The 20,838-nt window shown below is 72.8% G+C and carries 15 protein-coding genes and 3 pseudogenes; 12 read left to right on the top strand and 6 right to left on the bottom strand.

Going from position 1 to position 20,838, the window contains the following annotated elements:
- Positions 1 to 6 precede the first annotated feature (6 nt).
- From AB0A61_RS15135 to glgC, 3 genes are read left to right on the top strand one after another with little or no spacing between them, the layout of a single operon-like run.
- On the top strand, positions 7 to 762 hold the full coding sequence (locus AB0A61_RS15135) for a (2Fe-2S)-binding protein (RefSeq protein WP_361291701.1): 756 nt from the start codon (positions 7 to 9) through the stop codon (positions 760 to 762).
- A 38-nt stretch (positions 763 to 800) separates the two neighbouring features.
- A complete protein-coding gene (gene glgA / locus AB0A61_RS15130; protein ID WP_361291699.1) occupies positions 801 to 1,952 on the top strand; it encodes a glycogen synthase in 1,152 nt (383 codons plus the stop codon).
- A 50-nt stretch (positions 1,953 to 2,002) separates the two neighbouring features.
- The gene (gene glgC / locus AB0A61_RS15125; protein ID WP_361291697.1) at positions 2,003 to 3,223 is read left to right on the top strand and encodes a glucose-1-phosphate adenylyltransferase; all 1,221 of its coding nucleotides are present in this window, start codon (positions 2,003 to 2,005) and stop codon (positions 3,221 to 3,223) included.
- Between the two features lie 12 nt (positions 3,224 to 3,235).
- On the opposite strand, the gene AB0A61_RS15120 is transcribed toward glgC, so the two are convergent.
- Positions 3,236 to 3,613 carry a hypothetical protein gene (locus tag AB0A61_RS15120; protein ID WP_361291695.1) on the bottom strand — a complete coding sequence of 126 codons (378 nt, stop codon included), beginning with the start codon at positions 3,611 to 3,613 and terminating at the stop codon, positions 3,236 to 3,238.
- 276 nt (positions 3,614 to 3,889) lie between these two features.
- On the opposite strand from AB0A61_RS15120, the gene AB0A61_RS15115 reads away from it, so the two are divergent.
- From AB0A61_RS15115 to AB0A61_RS15105, 3 genes are all read left to right on the top strand, one after another.
- A complete protein-coding gene (locus tag AB0A61_RS15115; protein ID WP_361291693.1) occupies positions 3,890 to 6,211 on the top strand; it encodes a GH92 family glycosyl hydrolase in 2,322 nt (773 codons plus the stop codon).
- A gap of 168 nt (positions 6,212 to 6,379) precedes the next feature.
- On the top strand, positions 6,380 to 7,741 hold the full coding sequence (locus tag AB0A61_RS15110; protein WP_361291691.1) for a wax ester/triacylglycerol synthase family O-acyltransferase: 1,362 nt from the start codon (positions 6,380 to 6,382) through the stop codon (positions 7,739 to 7,741).
- Between the two features lie 204 nt (positions 7,742 to 7,945).
- A complete protein-coding gene (locus AB0A61_RS15105; RefSeq protein ID WP_361291689.1) occupies positions 7,946 to 9,442 on the top strand; it encodes an SDR family NAD(P)-dependent oxidoreductase in 1,497 nt (498 codons plus the stop codon).
- Between the two features lie 183 nt (positions 9,443 to 9,625).
- Here AB0A61_RS15105 and AB0A61_RS15100 read toward each other — a convergent pair whose 3' ends face one another.
- Positions 9,626 to 10,186, bottom strand: coding sequence for an HD domain-containing protein (locus AB0A61_RS15100; protein WP_361291687.1), 561 nt, complete (start codon positions 10,184 to 10,186; stop codon positions 9,626 to 9,628).
- Between the two features lie 467 nt (positions 10,187 to 10,653).
- Between AB0A61_RS15100 and AB0A61_RS15095 the strand changes: the two genes are divergently transcribed.
- Together AB0A61_RS15095 and AB0A61_RS15090 are read left to right on the top strand one after the other, a co-directional pair.
- Entirely contained in the window at positions 10,654 to 10,827 is a 174-nt protein-coding gene (locus AB0A61_RS15095; protein ID WP_361291685.1) for a hypothetical protein, read from the top strand.
- Positions 10,828 to 10,880: 53 nt separating this feature from the next.
- Positions 10,881 to 11,363, top strand: coding sequence for a GNAT family N-acetyltransferase (locus AB0A61_RS15090; RefSeq protein ID WP_361291683.1), 483 nt, complete (start codon positions 10,881 to 10,883; stop codon positions 11,361 to 11,363).
- A gap of 57 nt (positions 11,364 to 11,420) precedes the next feature.
- On the opposite strand, the gene AB0A61_RS15085 is transcribed toward AB0A61_RS15090, so the two are convergent.
- Complete coding sequence (locus tag AB0A61_RS15085; RefSeq protein WP_361291681.1) at positions 11,421 to 12,764, bottom strand: amidase; 1,344 nt, start codon at positions 12,762 to 12,764, stop codon at positions 11,421 to 11,423.
- Positions 12,765 to 13,110: 346 nt separating this feature from the next.
- Positions 13,111 to 13,890, bottom strand: a pseudogene (locus AB0A61_RS15080) (substrate-binding domain-containing protein); the annotation flags it as partial.
- A gap of 222 nt (positions 13,891 to 14,112) precedes the next feature.
- Between AB0A61_RS15080 and AB0A61_RS15075 the strand changes: the two are divergent.
- The 4 genes and pseudogenes from AB0A61_RS15075 to AB0A61_RS15060 form a co-directional block, all read left to right on the top strand.
- Complete coding sequence (locus AB0A61_RS15075; RefSeq protein ID WP_361291679.1) at positions 14,113 to 17,139, top strand: glycoside hydrolase family 38 C-terminal domain-containing protein; 3,027 nt, start codon at positions 14,113 to 14,115, stop codon at positions 17,137 to 17,139.
- A gap of 89 nt (positions 17,140 to 17,228) precedes the next feature.
- Positions 17,229 to 17,699: a DUF4231 domain-containing protein gene (locus AB0A61_RS15070; RefSeq protein WP_361291677.1), complete on the top strand. Its 471-nt coding sequence runs from the start codon at positions 17,229 to 17,231 to the stop codon at positions 17,697 to 17,699.
- A gap of 281 nt (positions 17,700 to 17,980) precedes the next feature.
- Positions 17,981 to 18,391: pseudogene (locus tag AB0A61_RS15065) on the top strand (aldo/keto reductase); the annotation flags it as partial.
- A pseudogene (locus AB0A61_RS15060) lies at positions 18,388 to 18,624 on the top strand (L-rhamnose mutarotase); the annotation flags it as partial. The pseudogenes AB0A61_RS15065 and AB0A61_RS15060, both read left to right, overlap by 4 nt.
- Before the next feature lie 75 nt (positions 18,625 to 18,699).
- Here AB0A61_RS15060 and AB0A61_RS15055 read toward each other — a convergent pair.
- Positions 18,700 to 19,128, bottom strand: coding sequence for a DUF3224 domain-containing protein (locus tag AB0A61_RS15055; RefSeq protein WP_361291675.1), 429 nt, complete (start codon positions 19,126 to 19,128; stop codon positions 18,700 to 18,702).
- Positions 19,129 to 19,188: 60 nt separating this feature from the next.
- Positions 19,189 to 20,610, bottom strand: a complete 1,422-nt coding sequence (locus AB0A61_RS15050) for a lipase maturation factor family protein (RefSeq protein WP_361291673.1) — start codon at positions 20,608 to 20,610, stop codon at positions 19,189 to 19,191.
- Between the last annotated feature and the right edge of the window lie 228 nt (positions 20,611 to 20,838).

Raw genomic sequence — 20,838 nt, 5'->3', positions numbered from 1 at the left:
GGGGCCTTGGTACTACTGCTGTCCGTGGACCTCGACCCCGGCCTCGCCGCACTGCGCCCCCTGGGCGGCTTCTTCGTCCTGCACACCGGCCGACCGCCCCACGGGCCGCTGCCGTCTCTCGCACAGGCCTATGCCCGGGGCCAGGTCCAGGGCCCCGAGGACCCGCTGGCCGCGCGGGTGCACAGGGTGGCCGACGCCATCGGCGCGCCGGAATTGCGCGTCGCGGCCTCGGTGGCACAGCAGGCCCTCGCGGCCCGGCTGTGGTCGGTCGCGCTCGGCTGCGCCGTGCTCCACGGCCGGATCCCCGATCTCGACCCGCTCCTGCTGCACTGGGATCCGGACAGCGGCGCCCCGGACGACCTGTGGCTCACCGAGGTGCGCCCGCTGCCCGGCGACGAGGCCACCGTCGCGGACGTCGTCCTGCACGGCCACCTCCGTCCCCTGGCCGCGGCCCTGGCCGACCGGCACCGGATCGCGAGCGGCCTGCTGTGGGGGAACGCGGCGTCCGCGCTGGCGGGTGCCGCGCGGCAGCTGGACCTATGGGCGCGAGCCGGCGGCCGCCCACAGGCCGGCGACCACGCGCGCCACCTGGCCGCACGGCTCCTCGCGCATCCCCTGCTCCTCGGGACCGGCGCGCTCGCCGGCACCGTCTTCCGGCGCCGCAGTTGCTGCCTCTACTACCGTGTCCCCGGCGGCGGGGTCTGCGGTGACTGTTGTTTCACACGAGCGCCGCGGTCTTCCCCACGCGCCGCATCTGGGTGACCATGAAAGCGACCGGCCGCTGAGACAGGGGGTTGCGGGTGCGAGTGGGACTGCTGACCCGGGAGTACCCGCCGGACGTGTACGGCGGTGCGGGTGTCCACGTCGAGTTCCTCGCGCGGGAGTTGACGCCGCTCGTCGACCTCGAGGTGCACTGCTGGGGCGAGGGCCGCACCGACGGTGTCGTGCGCCACCGCTCCTGGTCCGCGCTCGACGGCGCCAACGACGCACTGCGCACCTTCTCCGTGGACCTGTCGATGGCCGCCGCGCTCCAGGGCCGCGAGCTCGTCCACTCCCACACCTGGTACGCGAACCTCGCCGGCCATCTCGGCAAGCTCCTGTACGGCGTCCCGCACGTGATGACGGCCCACTCCCTGGAGCCGCTGCGCCCCTGGAAGGCCGAGCAGCTCGGCGGCGGATACGCCCTGTCCAGCTGGGCCGAACGCACCGCGATCGAGGCCGCCGACGCGGTGATCGCCGTCTCCGGCGCGATGCGCGAGGACATCCTCGGCTGCTATCCCGCTCTGGACCCGGCCAGGGTCCATGTGATCCACAACGGCATCGACACCGCCCTCTACCAGCCGGACCACGGCACCGACGCGCTCACCCGGATCGGACTCGACCAGGACCGCCCGTATGTGCTGTTCGTGGGCCGCATCACCCGCCAGAAGGGCGTGCCCCACCTGCTGCGCGCGGTGCGGGACATCGACCCCGCGGTGCAGGTGGTGCTGTGTGCGGGTGCCCCCGACACACCCGAGATCGACCAGGAGTTCCGGGACCTGTACCAGGAGCTGAGCCGGGTCCGCGAGGGCGTGCACTGGATCCCGCAGATGCTGCCCCGCCGGGACGTGATCCAGCTCCTCACGCACGCCGCGGTCTTCGCCTGCCCCTCGGTGTACGAGCCGCTCGGCATCGTCAACCTGGAGGCGATGGCCTGCGGCACCCCGGTGGTGGCCTCCCGCGTCGGCGGCATTCCCGAGGTGGTCGAGGACGGCCGTACCGGGGTACTCGTGCCCGTGGACGACGGCTTCGAGGCGGGGCTCGCCCGTGCCCTCGACCTGGTGCTCGGCGACCCGGAGACGGCGCGGCGGATGGGCGAGGCCGGGCGCGAACGCGCGGTGCGGGAGTTCGGCTGGGACGTGGTCGCCCGCCGCACGGTGCGGCTGTACCAGGAGATCCTCAAGCAGGCTTAGTCCCCCCTGCTCAGGGGCAGTAGTGGTTCAACCGGGTGAGGGGAGCGGCCATGCGTCGTGGTGGACCTTCGGTCCTCGGAATCGTCCTGGCGGGCGGAGAAGGCAAGCGTCTTATGCCCCTGACCACCGACCGCGCCAAGCCCGCGGTCACCTTCGGCGGCACCTACCGGCTCGTCGACTTCGTCCTGTCCAACCTGGTCAACGCCGACATCCTGCGCATCTGCGTGCTGACCCAGTACAAGTCGCACTCGCTGGACCGGCACATCACCATGACCTGGCGGATGTCCAATCTGCTCGGCAACTACATCACCCCGGTTCCCGCGCAGCAGCGGCTCGGCCCCCGGTGGTACCTGGGCAGCGCCGACGCGATCCTGCAGTCGCTGAACCTCGTCTACGACGAACAGCCCGACTACGTCGCGGTCTTCGGCGCCGACCACGTCTACCGCATGGACCCGCGGCAGATGCTCGAGCAGCACATCGAGGGCGGCGCGGGCGTGACCGTCGCCGGGATCCGGGTGCCGCGCACGGAGTCCTCCTCCTTCGGCGTGATCACCCCGGGCTCCGACGGCCGGACCGTCGAGCGGTTCCTGGAGAAGCCCGCCGACCCGCCCGGCCTGGCCGACGACCCGCAGTGCGTCTTCGCCTCGATGGGCAACTACCTCTTCACCACCAAGGCGCTGATCGAGGCACTGCACCGGGACGCCGAGGACGAGAACTCGGTGCACGACATGGGCGGATCGATCCTGCCCCAGCTCACCGACCGCGGCGAGGCGCAGCTGTACGACTTCAGCGCCAACCACGTGCCCGGCGAGACCACCCGCGACCAGGGCTACTGGCGCGACGTCGGCACGCTCGACGCGTACTACGACGCCCACATGGACCTGATCGCCGAACGTCCCGCCTTCAACCTCTACAACCGCAGCTGGCCCATCTACACGCACTCCTACCACCTCTCACCGGCCCGCTTCAACGCCGGCGGGATCGCCAGTGAGTCGATCATCAGCGCCGGCTGCCTGATCCGCGGGCAGGTCACGCGCTCGGTGCTCTCGCCGGGGGTGGTGGTCGATCCGGGAGCGGTGGTGCAGGGCTCTGTGCTGCACGACAACGTCCACATCGGCCGGGGCGCGATCGTGCGCGGTGCGGTCCTGGACAAGAACGTCGAGGTACCGCCCGGCGCGACGATCGGCGTCAACCCGGGGCGCGACGCGGAGCTGTACACCGTGTCCAAGGGCGGGGTGATCGCGCTGGGGAAGGGGCAGCGGGTGTCGTAGCCGCCGGCCTGCTCAGCCGCACAGGGGCGGGAACTTGTTCAGCACGACCGCGCTGGTCCGGCGCATGTCGTCGACCGGGCTGAACTGGAGGTACTCGCTGCCCGGCTCGGTGTGGACCGTCACGTGCCCGGCCGGTGCGTAGAAGGCCTCCCCGGCCCGGTACACCTCGTCGTGGTCCGGGAAGCGGAAGGTGAGCTCGCCCTTGAAGACATAGCCCCAGTGCGGGCACTGGCACCGGCCGTCGGGCAGTTCCTTCAGCAGGGGAGTGTGGTCGACGTCCTCGCGGTACATCAGGAAGTCGACGGTATAGGGGTCGAGGTCCTCCGACTGGTCGACGACCAGGCCGTAGTCCCCGCCCTGGGTGGCCGTTTCCCGGGAAACCTTCGGCATCTCCCTCACTCCCTTCCGCAGGAGGGTGCTGCCGCCGCCGGTTCGCACGGCGGGAGCGTTGCCACCATGGTGCGCGCCCGACGGTCATCGGTCCACTCCGCTCCGGGTGTCGCTTTTGTCGGATTTCCGGGCGAAAAGAGGAATCCGTGTCGTCACGCCGGCCCGGCGGTCGCTGATCCGCGACGCGTCGCGCGCGACACCCGCGGGATGCCCGGCTGACCGACCCTCAGACGTGATCATGCAGGCAACGATGTCTCCTTCCGGAGGTCTTCCTGCATGAGATGGACCCGGCGCCTGCGCCTGTGTCTGGCGGGAGCGGTGGCAGCGTCCGTGCTGTCCGCCGCGCCCGGAGCCGCACGGGCCGCCGAACCGCGCGACGCCCGGCTCACCGATCTGGTGAACCCGTTCATCGGGACCGCGAACGAAGGCAACACCTTTCCCGGCGCGGCCGTGCCCTTCGGCATGGTGCAGCTCTCGCCGGACACCGGTCACAACACCGGCTACGACTACGCCCAGAGCCGCATCCGCGGCTTCTCCCTGATCCACCTCTCGGGCGTCGGCTGCCGCCTCGGCGGCGACCTGCCGGTACTGCCGACCACCGGTGACGTGACGCAGACGGACTACGCAAGGTACGCGGCCGGCTTCCGGCACGAGGACGAGGAGGCGAGCCCCGGCTACTACCGGGTCGTCCTGGACCCCGGCATCGGGGCCGAGCTGACGGCCAGTGCCCGCACCGGTGTGCAGCGGTACACGTTTCCCGCCACCGGCAAGGCCAACGTCCTGCTCAACGCGGCGCAGGCCCTGCACAAGACGGTCACCAGCTCGGTGGAGATCCTGGACAACCGCACCGTGCGCACCGCAGTCACCGGGCACGGTTTCTGCGCGGACACCCGGCCCTACACCGTCTACACCATCACCCGCTTCGACCGGCCGTTCACCGCGTACGGCACCTGGGACGGCGGCACCGTGAGGGCGGGCGCGCGGTCCGGGCGGGGCGGGGCCTACGTCCGCTTCGACACGACCAGGGACCGCACCGTCGAGGCGACCACCGCCCTGAGCTACGTCGACGCCCGGGGGGCGGCCGGCAACCTGGCGGCGGAGGGCGGCCGTTCCTTCGACGCCGTGCGCGGCGCGGCCCGCCGCTCCTGGGAGGCAAGGCTCGACGACGTACGTGCCCACGGCGGGGACGCCACCCGGCGCCGCACCTTCTACTCGGCGCTGTACCGGTCGTTCCTCGCGCCCAACGTCGGCAGTGACGCCGACGGCCGCTACACCGGCTGGGACCGGCGGATCCACCGGGCCGAGGGCTTCACGTACTACCAGAACTGGTCCCTGTGGGACACCTACCGCACCCAGGCCCAGTTCCTCGCCCTGCTCGCGCCCCGCGAGTCCCGGGACATGGCGATCTCGGTGATCGGGATCGCCGAGGAGAGCGGCTGGCTGCCCAAGTGGGGCTACGGCACGGTCGAGACGAACGTCATGACCGGTGACCCCGTCACCCCGTTCCTGACCAACGCCTACCAGCAGGGTCTGCTCGGCGGGTACGAGGAGCGGGCCTACCGGGCGTTGAAGCGGAACGCCGACGGGCTGCCGCCGGCCGACTCCCCGGCGGTGGGCCGCAACGCCAACCCGGACTACCTCGCCCGGGGTTTCGCCCCGTACATCATGGGCGACCGCCCGACCAAGCCCGGCCACTCGGACTACGCCTTCGGGGCTTCGGCGACCCTGGAGTACGCCCTGTCGGACGCGATGCTGGCGCAGATGGCCCGTGCCCTCGGCCACCCTCAGGACGCCCGCCGGTACGCCGTCCGCTCCCGGAACTACCGGAACGTCTTCGACCCCTCCACCGGGTTCTTCCGCGCGCGCGACACGCTCGGCGCGTTCACCGGACCGTGGAGTCCGGCGGAGAGCGTGGGCTTCCACGAGGGCACGTCGTGGCAGTACCAGTGGCTCGTGCCGCAGGACCTGCCGGGCCTGGTGAAGCTGATCGGGGGCCGGCGGGCCGCCAACGATCGGCTGGACGAGTTCTTCGCCTACGGCGAGCTGCTGAAGAACCCGGAACACACCGCCCGCGAGGTCTGGGTCAACGGGCCGTACGCGTACTACAACACCGACAAGTACAACCCGCAGAACGAGCCGGACCTCATTGCGCCGTACACCTATTTGTCGACGGGTCAGCCGTGGAAGACCACCGACGTGGTGCACGCGGCGCTGACCCTCTTCACGGACGCCCCGACCGGCCTGACCGGCAACGACGACCTGGGCACCATGTCCGCCTGGGACGTGCTCTCCTCCCTCGGGCTCTTCCCGGTGCAGCCCGGCTACCACACCTGGGGGCTGTCCACGCCCGTGTTCGAACGCGTCGACCTCCGCCTGGACCGCCGCTTCTACCCGCGCGGCGGACTGGTCATCCTGGCACCCGGCACCTCGGCAACCGACCGCTACGTCCAGACGGTCCGCGCCAACGGGGTGACGCACAACCGGACGTATTTGACCACCGACGCGCTGCGCTCGCTCGGCACCCTGCACTTCACCGTGGGCCCGCGGCCGTCGGCGTGGGGCACGTCGGCACAGGCCGCGCCGCCCGCGCTCAAGTGACGGGCGGCGCAGGCCGAAAAGACATCACCGGTCCCACCCGTCCCGCCCTCTTGCGCAGGAGGCGGGACTTAATCTGCTGTTAACTGAGCGTAGCTTGATCGTACTTGACCGTAATCGTTCGAGAGCGATTGACTGCAGACCCACCCACCGTCGATGCGAGGCAAGCCATTGACTTCTGACCTGCTCGCTCCTCTCGACCTGGCGTTCTGGAACATCGAGTCCGCCGACCACCCCATGCACCTGGCCGCGCTCGGGGTCTTCTCGGCCCACTCGCCCACCGCCGGCGCGCACGCGGCCGACCTGCTCGCCGCCCGTGCGGCCGCCGTGCCCGGACTGCGCATGCGCATCCGCGACGTGTGGCGGCCGCTCGACCTGCGGCAGTCGCTGACGCGCGGGCTGCGTCAGCCGCTGTCCCTCGGCGGTGCCGCCCGCGAGCCCGACCCCTGCTTCGACCCGCTCAACCACGTCCGGCTGCACGCCCCGACGGCCGGCTTCCACGCGGCGGCCGGCCGGCTCATGCAGCGCCCGCTGGAGCGCAACCGGCCGCCCTGGGAGGCCCATGTGCTGCCCGGCGAGGACGGGGTCTCCTTCGCCGTGCTGTTCAAGTTCCACCACGCGCTGGCCGACGGGCTGCGCGCCCTGACGCTCGCCGCGGCCGTCCTGGACCCGATGGACCTGCCCGAGCCCCGCCCGCGGCCCGCCGCGCCCCCGCGCGGTCTGGTGCCCGACGTGCGCCGGCTGCCCGGGATGCTGCGCGGCGCGCTGTCCGACGTGGGCCGGGCCCTCGACATCGGCGCGTCCGTCGCCCGCTCCACCCTCGCCACCCGTCCGGTGCCCGCGTTGACCGCCGAGCCCACCGGCACCCGCCGCACCGCCGGTGTGGTCGTCGACATCGACGACGTGCACCTGGTGCGCAAGGCGGTGGGCGGGACCGTGAACGACGTCCTCATCGCGGTCGTCGCCGGCGCCCTGCGCCGCTGGCTCGACGAGCGCGGTGACGGCAGCAAAGGGGTCGCGCCGCGTGCGCTGATCCCCGTCTCCCGGCGCCGGCCGCGCACCGCCCACCCCCAGGGCAACCGGCTCTCCGGCTACCTGATGGAGCTGCCCGTCGGCGACCCGGACCCGCTGCGCCGCCTCGCCGCCGTCCGTACCGCCATGGACCGCAACAAGGACGCCGGACCCTACCGGGGCGCCGGCGCCGTCGCCCTGCTCGCCGACCACGTTCCGGCCCTCGGCCACCGGCTCGGCGGACCGCTGGTCGGTCAGGCGGCCCGGCTGTGGTTCGACATCCTGGTCACCAGCGTGCCGCTGCCCGGCCTCGGCCTGAAGCTCGGCGGCCACCCGCTGACCGCGGTCTTCCCGTTCGCGCCGCTGGCCCCCGGCCAGTCACTGGCGGTGGCGATCTCGACGTACCGCGGCCGCGTCCACTTCGGGCTGGTCGCCGACGCCAAGGCGGTGCCCGACCTGGGCCGGCTCGCGCGCGCCGTGGCCGAGGAGGTGGAGACGCTGATCACGGTCTGCGGACCCTGATCCGCCTTGATCCGCCCTGATCCGCGCTGTCCAGGGCGGTCCCCGGCTGTCCCCGGCTGTCCCCGGCTCGTTCACCTCCCGCTCACCGCCGTGGCTCGCTTCCCAACGCATTTGGTGATGGGTCCCGGCGCTGAAGTAAAATTCCGCGTTCGAAAGCGGGCGCGAGTCGGAGCGCTGCGCGGGTGATCAGGGAACGGCAGCGCGATGACGGTGACAGACGACGGCCGGGTGACCACGGACGAGGTGGTGCGGCCGGACGACGAGACGGCGTACGGGCCGGGGATCGACCCCGAGCGCCTCGCCGTCTGCCTCGGCGTGCTGGAGGAGCTCGACCGGCTGGACGTGGACCACCCCGACGCGGTCAGGGTGCGCCGGGCCACCTCGCACATCTACCGCACGGTCAAGCAGCGCCGCCGCCAGGAGCGCCGGGCCGCCAAGACCGCGCACGACAGGGCGGTCACCGAGGCCACCGCCACGGGCTCCGCACAGCGGGTCGACGACGAGACCGAGGGCGTCCTGCCCTCCTCGGCGACCGAGGCCGGCCAGATCGCGGGCATACTCCAGCGCCCGCGCTCCTGCTACACCTGCAAGACCCGCTACGTCGAGGTCGACTACTTCTACCACCAGCTCTGCCCGGACTGCGCCGCCGAGAACCGGGCCCGCCGGGACGCCCGCACCGACCTGACCGGCAAGCGGGCCCTGCTCACCGGTGGCCGCGCCAAGATCGGCATGTACATCGCGCTCAGGCTGCTGCGCGACGGCGCGCACACGACGATCACGACCCGGTTCCCGAACGACGCGATCCGGCGCTTCAAGGCACAGCCCGACAGCGACGAGTGGATCCACCGGCTGAAGATCGTCGGCATCGACCTGCGCGACCCGGCCCAGGTGGTGGCCCTGGCCGACGCGGTGGCCGCCGAGGGCCGGCTGGACATCCTGATCAACAACGCCGCCCAGACGGTGCGGCGCTCCCCCCAGGCCTACAGCGAGCTGGTCGCCGCCGAGTCGGCGCCGCTGCCGGCCGGTGAGCTGCCCGCGGCCGAGGTGATCGGCACCTTCGGTTCCGGTGCCGTGGCCGCGCTGCCGGTCGCGGGCGGTGGCACACTGACGGCCCAGGACGTGACCGACCTGGCGCTGGTCTCCGGCTCGGCCTCCCTGGAGCGGATCGCGGCCGGCACGGCGATCGACGCGGGCGGGCTGGTGCCCGACCTGCACCACACCAACAGCTGGATCCAGACGGTGGAGGAGGTCACGCCCGTCGAGCTGCTCGAGGTCCAGCTCTGCAACTCCACGGCGCCCTTCATCCTGATCAGCCGGCTGCGCGCGGCGATGGCCGGCTCGCCCGCCCGGCGGACGTACATCGTGAACGTCTCCGCCATGGAGGGCGTCTTCACCCGCGGTTACAAGGGCGCCGGTCACCCGCACACCAACATGGCCAAGGCCGCCCTGAACATGCTCACGCGCACCAGCGCCGAGGAGATGTTCGAGAACGACCGCATCCTGATGACGGCCGTCGACACCGGCTGGATCACCGACGAGCGCCCGCACCCCGACAAGGTCCGTCTCGCCGAGGCCGGCTTCCACGCCCCGCTCGACCTGGTGGACGGCGCGGCCCGCGTCTACGACCCGATCGTGCGCGGCGAGGCGGGCGAGGACCTGTACGGCGTCTTCCTGAAGGACTACGCACCCGGCAAGTGGTGAGCCACCTCCAGCCGGTCGTCGACCGCACACCCGGCGGGGTCCTGGCCCGCACTCCCGGCGGCGGAGTGCACGGCCCGCGCGGTGTCCGGTTCCCCGGCGGTGCGCCGCGCCGCACCGGGGTCCCGCGGCGGGCCGTCGGTGGAAGAGACCCGCCGCAGCCGGTGTCAGCCGGTTCCGGCGGGATCAGTCGGCCACGCCGAGCCGCGAGTTCCGGGCCGCGACCAGTTCCAGTACCGTGCGCCAGTCCTCCAGCACCCCGGCGTCCAGGCCGGGTACCTTGCCCGCGTCATCGGCCTGGCGCAGGGTCACCGCGTCCTCGGCGAGCGGGTCGCGGGCGAAGGCGGCCGCCTCGGCCCGGGTCATCACACCGCCCTGCGCGGTCAGGGTGCGGACGCTCTGCGCGGACAGGGCCCGGTCGGGGCAGACCGAGGCCAAGTAGCGCTTCGCGGGTACGTGCAGACGCACCAGGCGGGAGACCCGCTCGCCGAGCAGGGGCCGCACGGCGTCCGCCGCGAGGTCGGCATGGCCGGCGTCGTCGCCGGGGCGCAGCCGGTGCCCGATGTCGTGCACCAGCCCCGCGACCTGGAGTTCCTTGTCGGCCGGGCGACTTCGGCGCAGCAGCGCGGCCGTCTGCAGCGCGTGGTCGTGCAGGTCGACCGGGTCGCCGGTCCGGTCCGGGGTGTCCCACGCGCCCCGGCAGGCGTACAGCAGGTCCATCAGCTCCTCGACGCTGCGCAGCTCCATGCGTCAGTCCTCCCGCGAGACAGCCGTTGCGGTAGGTCAGCAGATCATGGCGAGTTTGCGGCTCAGCCAACGGCACCTGAACTGCACGACCTTTGCGGCGCGGTGCGCCGGGCCCGGCTGCCGGTACGCCGGAAGAGTGAAATCCCAACAGTGCGCAACATGACAAAACAGCCTCTAATGAGCCCAATGAACACGGGCGACTTCAGATAGTTACCTGTTGTTTGCAGCCCCATCGAGCGGGGGGCCGCTCATTTGGTTAATCTGGAGTGGACGGACAGCACCAAGGGGTTCCATCCACACCCATGGTCCGTCCCGGGGCAAGCCGGTGCACAACGGCCTGCACGGAACCTGTTTGCCGGCGCCACCGCGACCGACCTGCCTTCGACCCACACCCGAGCGGGCGTCAGGTGCCGGATCGAACACTGGCCGAAATGCCCCGAGGGTGACCGACACATAAGGAGTGCGCGGTGACACCGGAGAAGACGAATCGCGATCAGCGCCCCAAGGAACGCGCCGAGGGCGCGGGTCGCCGGCCGGGGGACCTCGGCAGCCTCGACGTGTGGGCCCGGTCCGCCCCGATCCGCCTGGCGGGTTACGAGGACGACCTCGCCGAGCCGCACATCCTGCCCAGCGTGGACTGACCGGCAGGAGCGGTCGCGATCGCCGACCGCATGGGCGTGCGAGACTCACGCCCATGCTGATCAGGAAAGCCGCGGCCGGAGACTGGCCGCGGATCTGGCCGTTCTGGCACCGGATCGTCGCCGCCGCCGAGACCTACGCCTGGGACCCGGACACCTCCGAGGAGGACGCCCGGGCGCTGTGGATGAGCCCGGCCAAGACCGTGTACGTGGCCGAGGACGACACCGGAGCCGTCGTCGGCTCCGCCTACGTCACTGCCAACTACGGCGGCCCCGCGGCCCGTGTCGCCAACGCGGGCTTCATGGTCGACCCCGACCGGGCCGGCCAGGGCATCGGCCGCGCCCTCGCCGAACACGTCCTGGCCGTCGCTCGGGCCGACGGCTACCGGGCCATGGTCTTCAACGCCGTGGTCGAGACCAACCCGGCCGTCGGGCTGTGGATCTCCCTCGGCTTCCGCATCCTCGCCACCGTGCCGGAGGCGTACGAGCATCCCCGGCACGGGCCGGTGGGACTGCACATCATGTACCGGGCCCTGTAGGGCCGTCCCGGGCAGCGGCGCGAGGCCGGTGGCTCGTGCCGGTACGGGAACCCGGGGCTACGCCAGCCCCGCCGTCCGCCGCCACGGGTGCAGGCGCTCGATCTGCTCCGCGAGGTCCAGCAGATCCGCCTCCGAGCCCGGGCGGCCGACCAGCTGGACCGCGCAGGGCGCACCGGAGGGCAGCGTGCCGAACGGGACAGCCATGGCGGGCCACCCGGTCAGGTTCCACGGCGGTGTCATCGGCGAGTAGTTGGTGTTGGCCAGCACGTTGCGCAGCCAGCCCCGCTCGTGCCACGGCCCGGCCTGGGGTGAACGGCGGGCGAGCGCCGGGGTGAGCAGCACGTCGTGCTCGGCGAAGAAGGGGTCCAGCCGCCTGCGCAGCCGCTCCCGCTGCGCGCCGGTGCGCACCCCGGTCAGGAAGCGCCGCCCGACGGCGGCGTGCACGCGGGTGCGCCGGGCCAGCCGCCGCGGGTCGAGCCCCGCGGCGTCCACGGCCGTGCCCGCCGTCCAGTGCTGCAGGGCGACCAGGCCCAGCGACAGCGGGTAGGGCGGCTCGGCGGGCCGCACCCGGTGGCCCGCACCCGCCAGCAGACCGGCCGCCTCCCGGACCGCGCTCGCGTACGGCCTGCTGACCCCGACCCCGGCCAGGGGGCTGCGCACGGACACGGCGATCGTGCGCGGGCCGGGCTCCACGCGGCGCGCCACCTCGGTGCCGGCCAGGACGGACAGCATCAGGCGGACGTCCTCGACCGTCGTGGCGAGCGGACCGTTCTCGGACATGCCGAACCAGTCGCCTTCGCTGATACCGGCCGGCACCACCCCGTGACCCGGCTTGATGGTCACCAGGCCGCAGTTGGCGGCCGGGATGCGCAGCGAACCCATGCCGTCGTTGCCGAGGGCGACGGGTACCAGACCGGCGGCGACCGCGGCCGCGCTGCCGCCCGACGAGCCGCCCGCCGTGCGGCTGGTGTCCCAGGGGTTGCGGGCGGTGCCGTGCACGCCCTCGGTGGTGCCGAAGACACAGAGCTCCGGCACGTTGGTCAGCCCGACGACCACCGCGCCCGCCGCCCGCAGCCGGGCCACGGTCACGTGGTCCTCCGGCGCGGGTGTGTCCGGGGTCGCGGCCGAGCCGACGCGGGTCGACTCGCCCCGTACCGCGAGGTTGTCCTTGACGGCCACCGGCACGCCGGCCAGGGGCAGTTCGTCCAGGCCGGGCCGGGCCGCGACCTCGTCGGCCTCGGCGAGCGCAGCCTCGGCACGGACGCTGCGGAAGGCGCCGACGCGGCCGTCGAGCCGCTCGATCCGGGCGAGGTGCTCGGCCACCACCTCGCGGGGCGTGGCCCGCTTCTCGCGTACGGCGACGGCGATCTCGGCGGCGGTCCGGCCGACCCAGCTGGTCACGGGCGCTCCTCGGAAGGGGACGGGCGTGGGCGTACTCGCGGGTGCGTAGGGAGAACTGTGCCCGGACGCGGGCCCCGCGTCGAGAGGCTCGCGCACGCTGACGGTCGGGCCGTCCCGCCGGGGAGGCCGAACGCGGCGTCGGTCGCCTCACGGACCAGGACCTCTGGGGCCAGAGGAAGGGCATCACCGGCCGGGCGGCGGACGCGTGCGACGAGCCGGCGGTGCACCACCCGTCGTCCTTCCCGCGCTGCGGCGTCCGTCGTCCTTCCCGCGCCGCGGCGTCCGTCGTCCTTCCCGCGCTGCGGCGTCCGTCGTCCTTCCCGCGCCGCCCCGCCCGTCGTCCTTCCCGCGCCGCCCCCGTACTGTCCCGTTCGACCAGCGTTGGCACCGGCACCCGTACGGTGCGGGCCGGCCCCCCGTCGAGCAGTGCGGTCAGTTCTCTCGCCGCCGTGCGGCCGAACTCCGCGCTGTCCCGGGACAGCGCGGACAGCCCCGGCGTGACCATGCGGCACAGTGCCGAGTCCTCCCAGGCCACCACCGACACGTCCGCCGGCACCGAGAACCCGAGCTCGGCCGCGGCGGCGACCCCGGCGACGGCCATCACGTCGTTGTCGTAGAGGGCCGTCGGCGGAGCGGCGTCCCGCAGCACCCGCCGGGTGACCGCGGCGCCCTCGGCGTCCGAGTAGTCGGTGGTCACCGACCGCACCCCGGTCAGGCCGCGCCGCTCCGCCTCCGCGCGCAGCGTCCGGAGACGGCGCTCGGTGTGCGCCAGCCCCGGCATCCCGGCGATGTGCACGATCCGCCGGTGGCCCAGTACGCAGAGGCCGTCGACCACCGACGCCATCGCGCCCGCGTCGTCCGCCCACACCGTGGACAGCCCCGGGTGGCGTTCGTCGGGCGCGCCGCCGATGACCACGGCGGGCAGGCCGAGTTCGTCGAGCAGGCCGGGGCGGGGGTCGTCGGTGCGTGGATCGGCCACCAGCACGCCGTCCACCCGGTGCTCGGCCCACCATCTGCGGTACACCGCGCACTCGTCGCCGACGTCCTCCACGACCTGGAACAGCAGACCGAGGTGACGCTCCGCCAGCACCTCCTGGATACCGGAGACCAGCTGGAGGAAGAAGGATGGCGCGCTCGACGGGCCCGTGGTCGTCGACCTGTACGCGACCCGGCTGCCGGTCACCCGGGCCAGCGGGCGTACTTCGCCGGTGGCCTCACGCCCGAGCCGGGCGAGCGGGCGGCGCGGTTCGAACTGCGTGCGGTGGGGGAGCTGTACATCAGGTCGGCCCCCGTGACCGTCACTCACGCCTGCTAACCATCCGCTGACGCACGACCTACGGAGCCCCTCATGCATGACGACCGCAGCCTGGTCGAGGCCCGTCTCCGGCGCGTCCTCGACGAGCGCATCCGACCTGCCGTGTATCCCGAGTCGGTCCCCCTGGAGGTGGCGGTGTGGCACGCGCCCGGCGAGCCCGTGCCGGTCGCGGAGGGGCTCGCGGCCGAGCCCGGACCGATCGAGACGGGCGCCCGGTGGGGTGCTCCCTGGGGCACCAGCTGGTTCCGGGTCACCGGGACCGTGCCCCAGGCGTGGGCCGGACGGACCGTCGAGGCACTGCTGGACCTCGGCTTCGACGAGAACATGCCCGGCTTCCAGTGCGAGGGCCTGGTCTACCGGCCCGACGGCACCCCGGTGAAGGGCCTCAACCCGCGCAACCAGTGGGTGCGCATCGGCGCGCCCGTCGCGGGCGGCGAGGAGGTGCGCCTGCACATCGAGGCCGCCTCCAACCCCGTCATCCTCGGCTACCACCTCTTCGTGCCCACGCGACTCGGTGACCGGGACACCGCCGGCGGCGAACCGCAGTACACGCTGACCCGCATGGATCTCGCCGTCTTCGACGAGACCGTGTGGCAACTCGTGCTCGACCTCGAAGTCCTCGGCGAACTGATGGCCGAACTGCCGGTGGACTCGGCCCGCCGCTGGGAGATCCTGCGGGCGGTGGAGAAGGCACTCGACTCGGTCGACCTGCAGGACGTGAACGGTACCGCCGCACGCGCCCGCGCGCAGCTCACCGAGGTCCTCGCCGCCCCCGCCGGCCCCTCCGCGCACCGCATCAGCGCCGTCGGTCACGCGCACATCGACTCCGCGTGGCTGTGGCCGCTGCGCGAGACCGTGCGCAAGGTGGCCCGCACCGTGTCCAACATGACCGCACTGCTGGAGGACGAACCCGACTTCGTCTTCGCCATGTCGCAGGCGCAGCAGTGGGCGTGGGTGAAGGAACACCGGCCCGAGGTGTGGGCGGGGGTGAAGAAGGCCGTGGCGGAGGGGCGGTTCGTGCCGGCCGGCGGCATGTGGGTGGAGTCCGACACCAACATGCCCGGCTCGGAGGCGATGGCCCGGCAGTTCGTGCACGGCAAGCGGTTCTTCCTCGACGAGTTCGGCATCGAGAACGACGAGGCCTGGCTGCCGGACACCTTCGGTTTCGCGGCCGGCCTGCCGCAGATCATCCGGGCGGCCGGCGCCACCCGGCTGCTGACCCAGAAGATCTCCTGGTCGCAGACGAACGGTTTCCCGCACCACACCTTCCAGTGGGAGGGCATCGACGGCACGCGGATCTTCACCCACTTCCCGCCCGTCGACACCTACAACTGCGCCATGAAGGGCAGCGAGATCGCCCACGCGGCCCGCAACTTCAAGGACAAGGGCGTCGCCCGGCACTCCCTCGCGCCGACCGGCTGGGGCGACGGGGGCGGCGGCACGACCCGCGAGATGGTCGCCAAGGCGGCCCGGCTGCGCGATCTCGAAGGCTCGGCGAAGGTGGTGTGGGAGCCGCCGCGGGCCTTCTTCGACAAGGCCGAGGCGGAATACCCCGAGCCGCCCGTCTGGGTGGGCGAGCTCTACCTCGAACTGCACCGCGCCACGCTCACCAGCCAGGCGAAGACCAAGCAGGGCAACCGGCGCAGCGAACACCTCCTGCGGGAGGCCGAACTGTGGGCGGCGACGGCCGCCGTCCGCCGCGGATTCCCCTACCCGTACGAGGAGTTGGACCGCACCTGGAAGACGGTCCTGCTCCACCAGTTCCACGACATCCTGCCCGGCTCGTCCATCGCGTGGGTGCACCGCGAGGCCCGGGCGACGTACGAGCGCGTCGCCTGCGAGCTGAACGGCGTCATCGACGCGGCACAGCGCGCCCTGGCGGGCGAGGGCGGCACGTCCGTGGTCTTCAACGCGGCTCCGCACACGCGGGCCGGCGTCCCGGCGGGCGGTGCCGGCACCCCGGCGGCCGAGGGCGTCACTCGGCTCGGGGCACGACCGGACGGCGGGTACGTCCTGGACAACGGCCTGCTGCGGGTCGAGATCGACGCACGGGGCCTCGTCGTGTCCGCGTACGACATCCGGGCCGACCGCGAGACGATCGCCCCGGGCGCGGCCGCGAACCTCCTCCAGATCCACCCGGACTTCCCGAACATGTGGGACGCCTGGGACGTCGACAGGTTCTACCGCAACGCGGTCACCGACCTCAGCGACGCCGATTCCGTCTCGGCCGGTGAGGACGGGGTCTCGGTGCGGATCGTGCGGTCCTTCGGCGCCTCCCGGGTCAGCCAGGTGCTGTCGCTGCCGCCGGGGGAGCGGCGGCTGGTGCTGGACACGGAGGTCGACTGGCACGAGACGGAGAAGTTCCTCAAACTGGCCTTCCCGCTGGACGTCCACGCCGAACGGTACGCGTCGGAAACGCAGTTCGGGCACTTCTACCGGCCCACGCACACCAACACCTCGTGGGAGGCGGCCAAGTTCGAGGCCTGCAACCACCGCTTCGTGCATCTGGCGGAGCCGGGCTGGGGCGTCGCCGTGGTCAACGACTCGACGTACGGGCACGACGTGACCCGTACCGTCCGCACCGACGGCGACCGGGGTACGACCACCACGGTCCGGGTCTCCCTGCTGCGTGCCCCGCGGTTCCCGGACCCGGAGACCGACCAGGGCGTCCACCGCTTCCGGCACGCCCTGGTGCCCGGCGCGGACATCGCGGACGCGGTGCGCGAGGGCTGGCGCGTGAACCAGCCGGAGCGTCTGGTGACCGGCGCGGGGGAGGCGGAGGTCGCTCCGCTGGTGACGGTGGACGAGGACGCCGTGGTCGTCACGGCGGTGAAACTGGCCGACGACGGCAGCGGTGACGTGGTGGTCCGCTGCCACGAAGCCCTCGGCGGACGGGCCCGGGCGACGCTCACGGCGGGATTCGAGGTTGCCCGGGTCACGGTCACGGACCTCCTGGAGCGGCCCCTGCCGGATGCGACGGAACCGGACCGCGACGGGAGCCGGATCACCGTACGGCTGCGGCCGTTCGAGCTGGTGACCTTGAGGTTCGGGCGAGCGTGAGAGGGCGGGCGGAGGGGCGGCGGCGCCTGCCCCCTCCGCCCCTGCGCCCCGGCTTTCCCCGGCGTGGGCGCGGCCACGATGATGTGGCGATGAGACGAAGCAGGCTCCCCGACCACCACTCCTGGGCCTTTGAACCCGATCCCCTGCTGGCCCTCGCGCGAAGGGAGTTGGCGTTCTACGCGCGGTCCTGCGACCGGGCGAGGAGGCTGCACCACCTCACGGAGCTGGGCGCCCTGGGCACCACGTCGGTGACGGTCGTCGCCGCCGGTCTGCACGCACCGGCCTGGCTGACCGCGCTCGTCGCGGGTGGTGCCGTCTTCTTCACCGGCATGCGCCAGTTGTTCAACCCCGGTTCGCGCTGGGTGCTGGCGGCGCAGTCGAGGGAGACACTGCGCCGGGCCCTGGACCGGTACTTCCTGCTGCCCGAGCCGGAGCGCGACGCCACGGCCCGGCAGCTGCTGCAGACGGTGATCGAGGAGGTCGGCGCCAACGAACTGCGGGAGTGGTCCCAGACGCAGGGGCGCAGCCCGGAACCGCCCGTACCCGCGGCCGGGGCCTGAACCCGGCTCTCCGGACACCTACTGTCCCAGCTGGGTCCGCAGCCACTCCTCCACCTCGCCCACGTGTGCGGCCGCCGCCCGGGCCGCCCGGCACCGAACGCGCCGCGCTCCGGGCCCGCCGGCCCACCGGCCGCCTGGTCGGCGCGGCCGAGGTGGCGGGCGCGATCGCCTACCTGGCGAGCCCGCTGTCCGGCGCCACCACCGGCCCGCCCTCGCCGTCGACGGCGGCATGCAGGGCCTGCGGCTGCGCCCGGCGGTCTCGTGAGCGCCCTCGGCCGCAGCGGCACGCGCTGGCCGACCTGCTGCCCGCCGCCGCCCGGCGCGGCACGGCCGTCGTCGTCGGCGGCGCCTTCAACTCCGGCCTCCTGGCCGGCCCCGGGCCCGGAGCCGCCTACGACTACACCCGTGCCCCGGCCCGGTTGCTGGACCGCGCCCTCGACCTGAAGGCCGTCGCCGACCGCCACGGCACCACCCTGCGCGCGGCCGCCCTGGCCTTCTGCTCCGCCCACCCCGCCGTCGCGAGCGTCCTGGTCGGTGCGCGGTCGGCCACCGAAGTGCGCGACTGCGCCGAGCAGTTCGCGGCGGACGTACCCACCGCCTTCTGGCGGGAACTGCGGGAGACGGGCCTCCTGCCCGCCGACGCCCCCGTCCCCGCCGACGCGCCCGTCCGCCCCGCCGAGGAGCCCTCATGAGAGTCGCCCTGCACACCAAGGTCCGCGCCGACCGGATCGCGGCGTACGAGGCCGCCCACCGGGAGGTCCCCGAGGAGCTCACCGTCGCCGTCCGGGCCGCCGGGGCCACCTCCTGGACCATCTGGCGCTGCGGCACCGACCTGTTCCACCTGCTGGAGTGCGCCGACCACGCCCGGCTCCTGGCCGAACTGGAGAAGCTGCCCGTCAACGTGGCCTGGCAGGCCCGGATGGCCCACGGCCCGCGAGCTGACCTCCGCCCTCACCCCCGCGGAACGCGCCGAGGTCTTCCAGGACACAGCGACCCGCGTCTACCGCCTGGAACCGCCGGATCCGCCGAGCTCGTAGTCGAACCAGATCCGGTGCGTGCCGTCGGCGTCGACCGCCAGACCGCCGGTGCCGCGGATCCCCGTGAGCTCGCCCGTGCCGCTCGAGGGGACGACGGTGAAGAACTCGGCGGAGCGGTCGCCGCCGGTCGTCGTGGCCGAGTGGGCGAAGTTGAAGGATCCGCTGCGGCCGTGCAGCGATCCCTCGAAGGACTCCATGGCGACGTAGGTGCCGACGCCGGTCGCCTGGTCGTAGGCGGCGGTGAACAGGGTCGCCGCGCGGCCGGTGATCTCACCCTCGAAGTGCTTCTCCATGGTGGCGACACCCACCGGCACGGCGGTGGACACCGCCGGGTCCGGCTTCACACCGGTCGGGGTGAACGATTTGACGGTGAAGGTACCCGTGGCTCTCATGCACCGACCGTACCGAGCGGGTACGACAACGGCGGGCGGTTCACGGCCTCTGCGGGCGGTTCACGACCTCTGGGCCACGGCCGCCAGGCGCGTCGGCGGCAGGAACTCCCGCACGAACGTGCGGTCCCAGCAGGCGCCCGTCGCCCGCAACTCCTGCCAGGTCGTGAAGCGGTAGCGGAACAGGCGGGCGCGGACGTAACGCGGTGGCTCGTCCGGCGGGAAGGGGGAGCGACGCAGCAGCCTGAGGGTGTCGGCGTCGTTCTCCAACAGCCGCTCCACAAGGGCACCGAACCAGGCACCCGCGTACGCCGGGGACAGCGCGACGAACCACATCAGCCAGTCCAGCCGGAGATGGTAGGGCGCGTACTGGCGCGGCCAGCGGCGCGGATCACCCGGCTTGCCCCGGAACTCGTACTCCCGCCACTCGGAGTCCTCGTGCGGTACGTCGTCGAGCGTGCCCTCGATCACCACCTCGTAGCGGACCCGGCTGATGCTGCCGAACGCGCCGTAGGTGTTGACCAGGTGCAGCGGGTCGAAGGAGCGGTTCATGACCTGGCGGCGGGAGACCATGTTCACCACGGGCCGGTGGCTCAGGAACACCACGAGCGCGGCCACCGCGAGCACCACCACCTCGTACCACAGCGGTGCGTCCGGCACGGACGGCGCCTTCCCCGGCAGGCGCAGAGCGGGCAGCGCCAGCACGATGGTGATCCAGTTCAGCCAGGAGAAGTTGCCCGACAGCACCAGCCACAGCTGGGTGATGATCATCAGCGAGGCGGCGACCGTGGCGACCGGCTGCGGGGTGAACAGCAGGAACGGCACCACCAGTTGGGTGACGTGGTTCGCGGCCACCTCCGCCTTGTGCACCGGCGCGGGCAGATGGTGGAAGAACCAGCTGAGCGGGCCCGGCATGGGCTGCGTCTCGTGGTGGTAGTACAGGCAGGTCAGGGTCCGCCAGCAGGGGTCGCCGCGCAGCTTGATCAGCCCCGCGCCGAACTCGACGCGGAAGAGGATCCAGCGCAGCAGGAACAGCCCGACGATCGGCGGGGCCACCTTGTCGTTGCCGAGGAACACCGCGAGGAAGCCGGTCTCCAGCAGCAGCGACTCCCACCCGAAGCCGTACCAGGTCTGGCCGACGTTGACGATCGACAGGTACAGCGCCCAGGGCACGAGCCACAGCAGCATCCCGCCCCACAGCGGCAGCGCCGAGTCCAGCCCGGCCAGCAGCGCCGCCGACACGGCACACCCGGCCCACGCGCAGCCGGCGAAGAAGCGGTCCGAGTAGTGCAGGTGGAACAGGCTCGGCGCCCGTTTGAACGGCACCCGTGCCACGAACCGGGGGATCGGCAGCATCCCGCGCTCGCCGAGCAGCGCCCGGAACTGCAGGGCCGCGGTCAGGAACGCGACGAGGTACACCGCGGCCAGGGCCCGCTGGAAGACCAGCCGGCTCAGCCAGTAGTCGGGCGCCATGAACCATCCCACGGTCTGGCTCCTCTCCTCGATCGCGGGCCCCGGGCCGCCGCTCACCGCCTGTGCCGGCCGTCCCCGGGTTCGCGACCTGTGCGAGTGCGGCAGACGTCCGGCTACCCCTCCGCGGGGTCACCCGAACACCGCAGCCGTCCCACACACGACCGTCGGGCGTGACCGGCCCCGATCCCGCCGTACCCGCTGATGACGAGCACCTCGAAGAAACCCGAGGAAACTCGAAGG

This window comes from Streptomyces sp. NPDC046197, assembly GCF_040646295.1.
GTDB lineage: Bacteria > Actinomycetota > Actinomycetes > Streptomycetales > Streptomycetaceae > Streptomyces.
This window is presented reverse-complemented; position numbering and strand designations above follow the sequence as displayed.

Excerpts from the sequence above, each read along its gene's own strand:
- glgC (WP_361291697.1), top strand. The coding sequence starts at position 2,003 with ATGCGTCGTGGTGGACCTTCGGTCCTCGGAATCGTCCTGGCGGGCGGA.
- AB0A61_RS15120 (WP_361291695.1), bottom strand. The coding sequence starts at position 3,613 with ATGCCGAAGGTTTCCCGGGAAACGGCCACCCAGGGCGGGGACTACGGC.
- AB0A61_RS15115 (WP_361291693.1), top strand. The coding sequence starts at position 3,890 with ATGAGATGGACCCGGCGCCTGCGCCTGTGTCTGGCGGGAGCGGTGGCA.
- AB0A61_RS15105 (WP_361291689.1), top strand. The coding sequence starts at position 7,946 with ATGACGGTGACAGACGACGGCCGGGTGACCACGGACGAGGTGGTGCGG.
- AB0A61_RS15100 (WP_361291687.1), bottom strand. The coding sequence starts at position 10,186 with ATGGAGCTGCGCAGCGTCGAGGAGCTGATGGACCTGCTGTACGCCTGC.
- AB0A61_RS15090 (WP_361291683.1), top strand. The coding sequence starts at position 10,881 with ATGCTGATCAGGAAAGCCGCGGCCGGAGACTGGCCGCGGATCTGGCCG.
- AB0A61_RS15075 (WP_361291679.1), top strand. The coding sequence starts at position 14,113 with ATGCATGACGACCGCAGCCTGGTCGAGGCCCGTCTCCGGCGCGTCCTC.
- AB0A61_RS15070 (WP_361291677.1), top strand. The coding sequence starts at position 17,229 with ATGAGACGAAGCAGGCTCCCCGACCACCACTCCTGGGCCTTTGAACCC.
- AB0A61_RS15055 (WP_361291675.1), bottom strand. The coding sequence starts at position 19,128 with ATGAGAGCCACGGGTACCTTCACCGTCAAATCGTTCACCCCGACCGGT.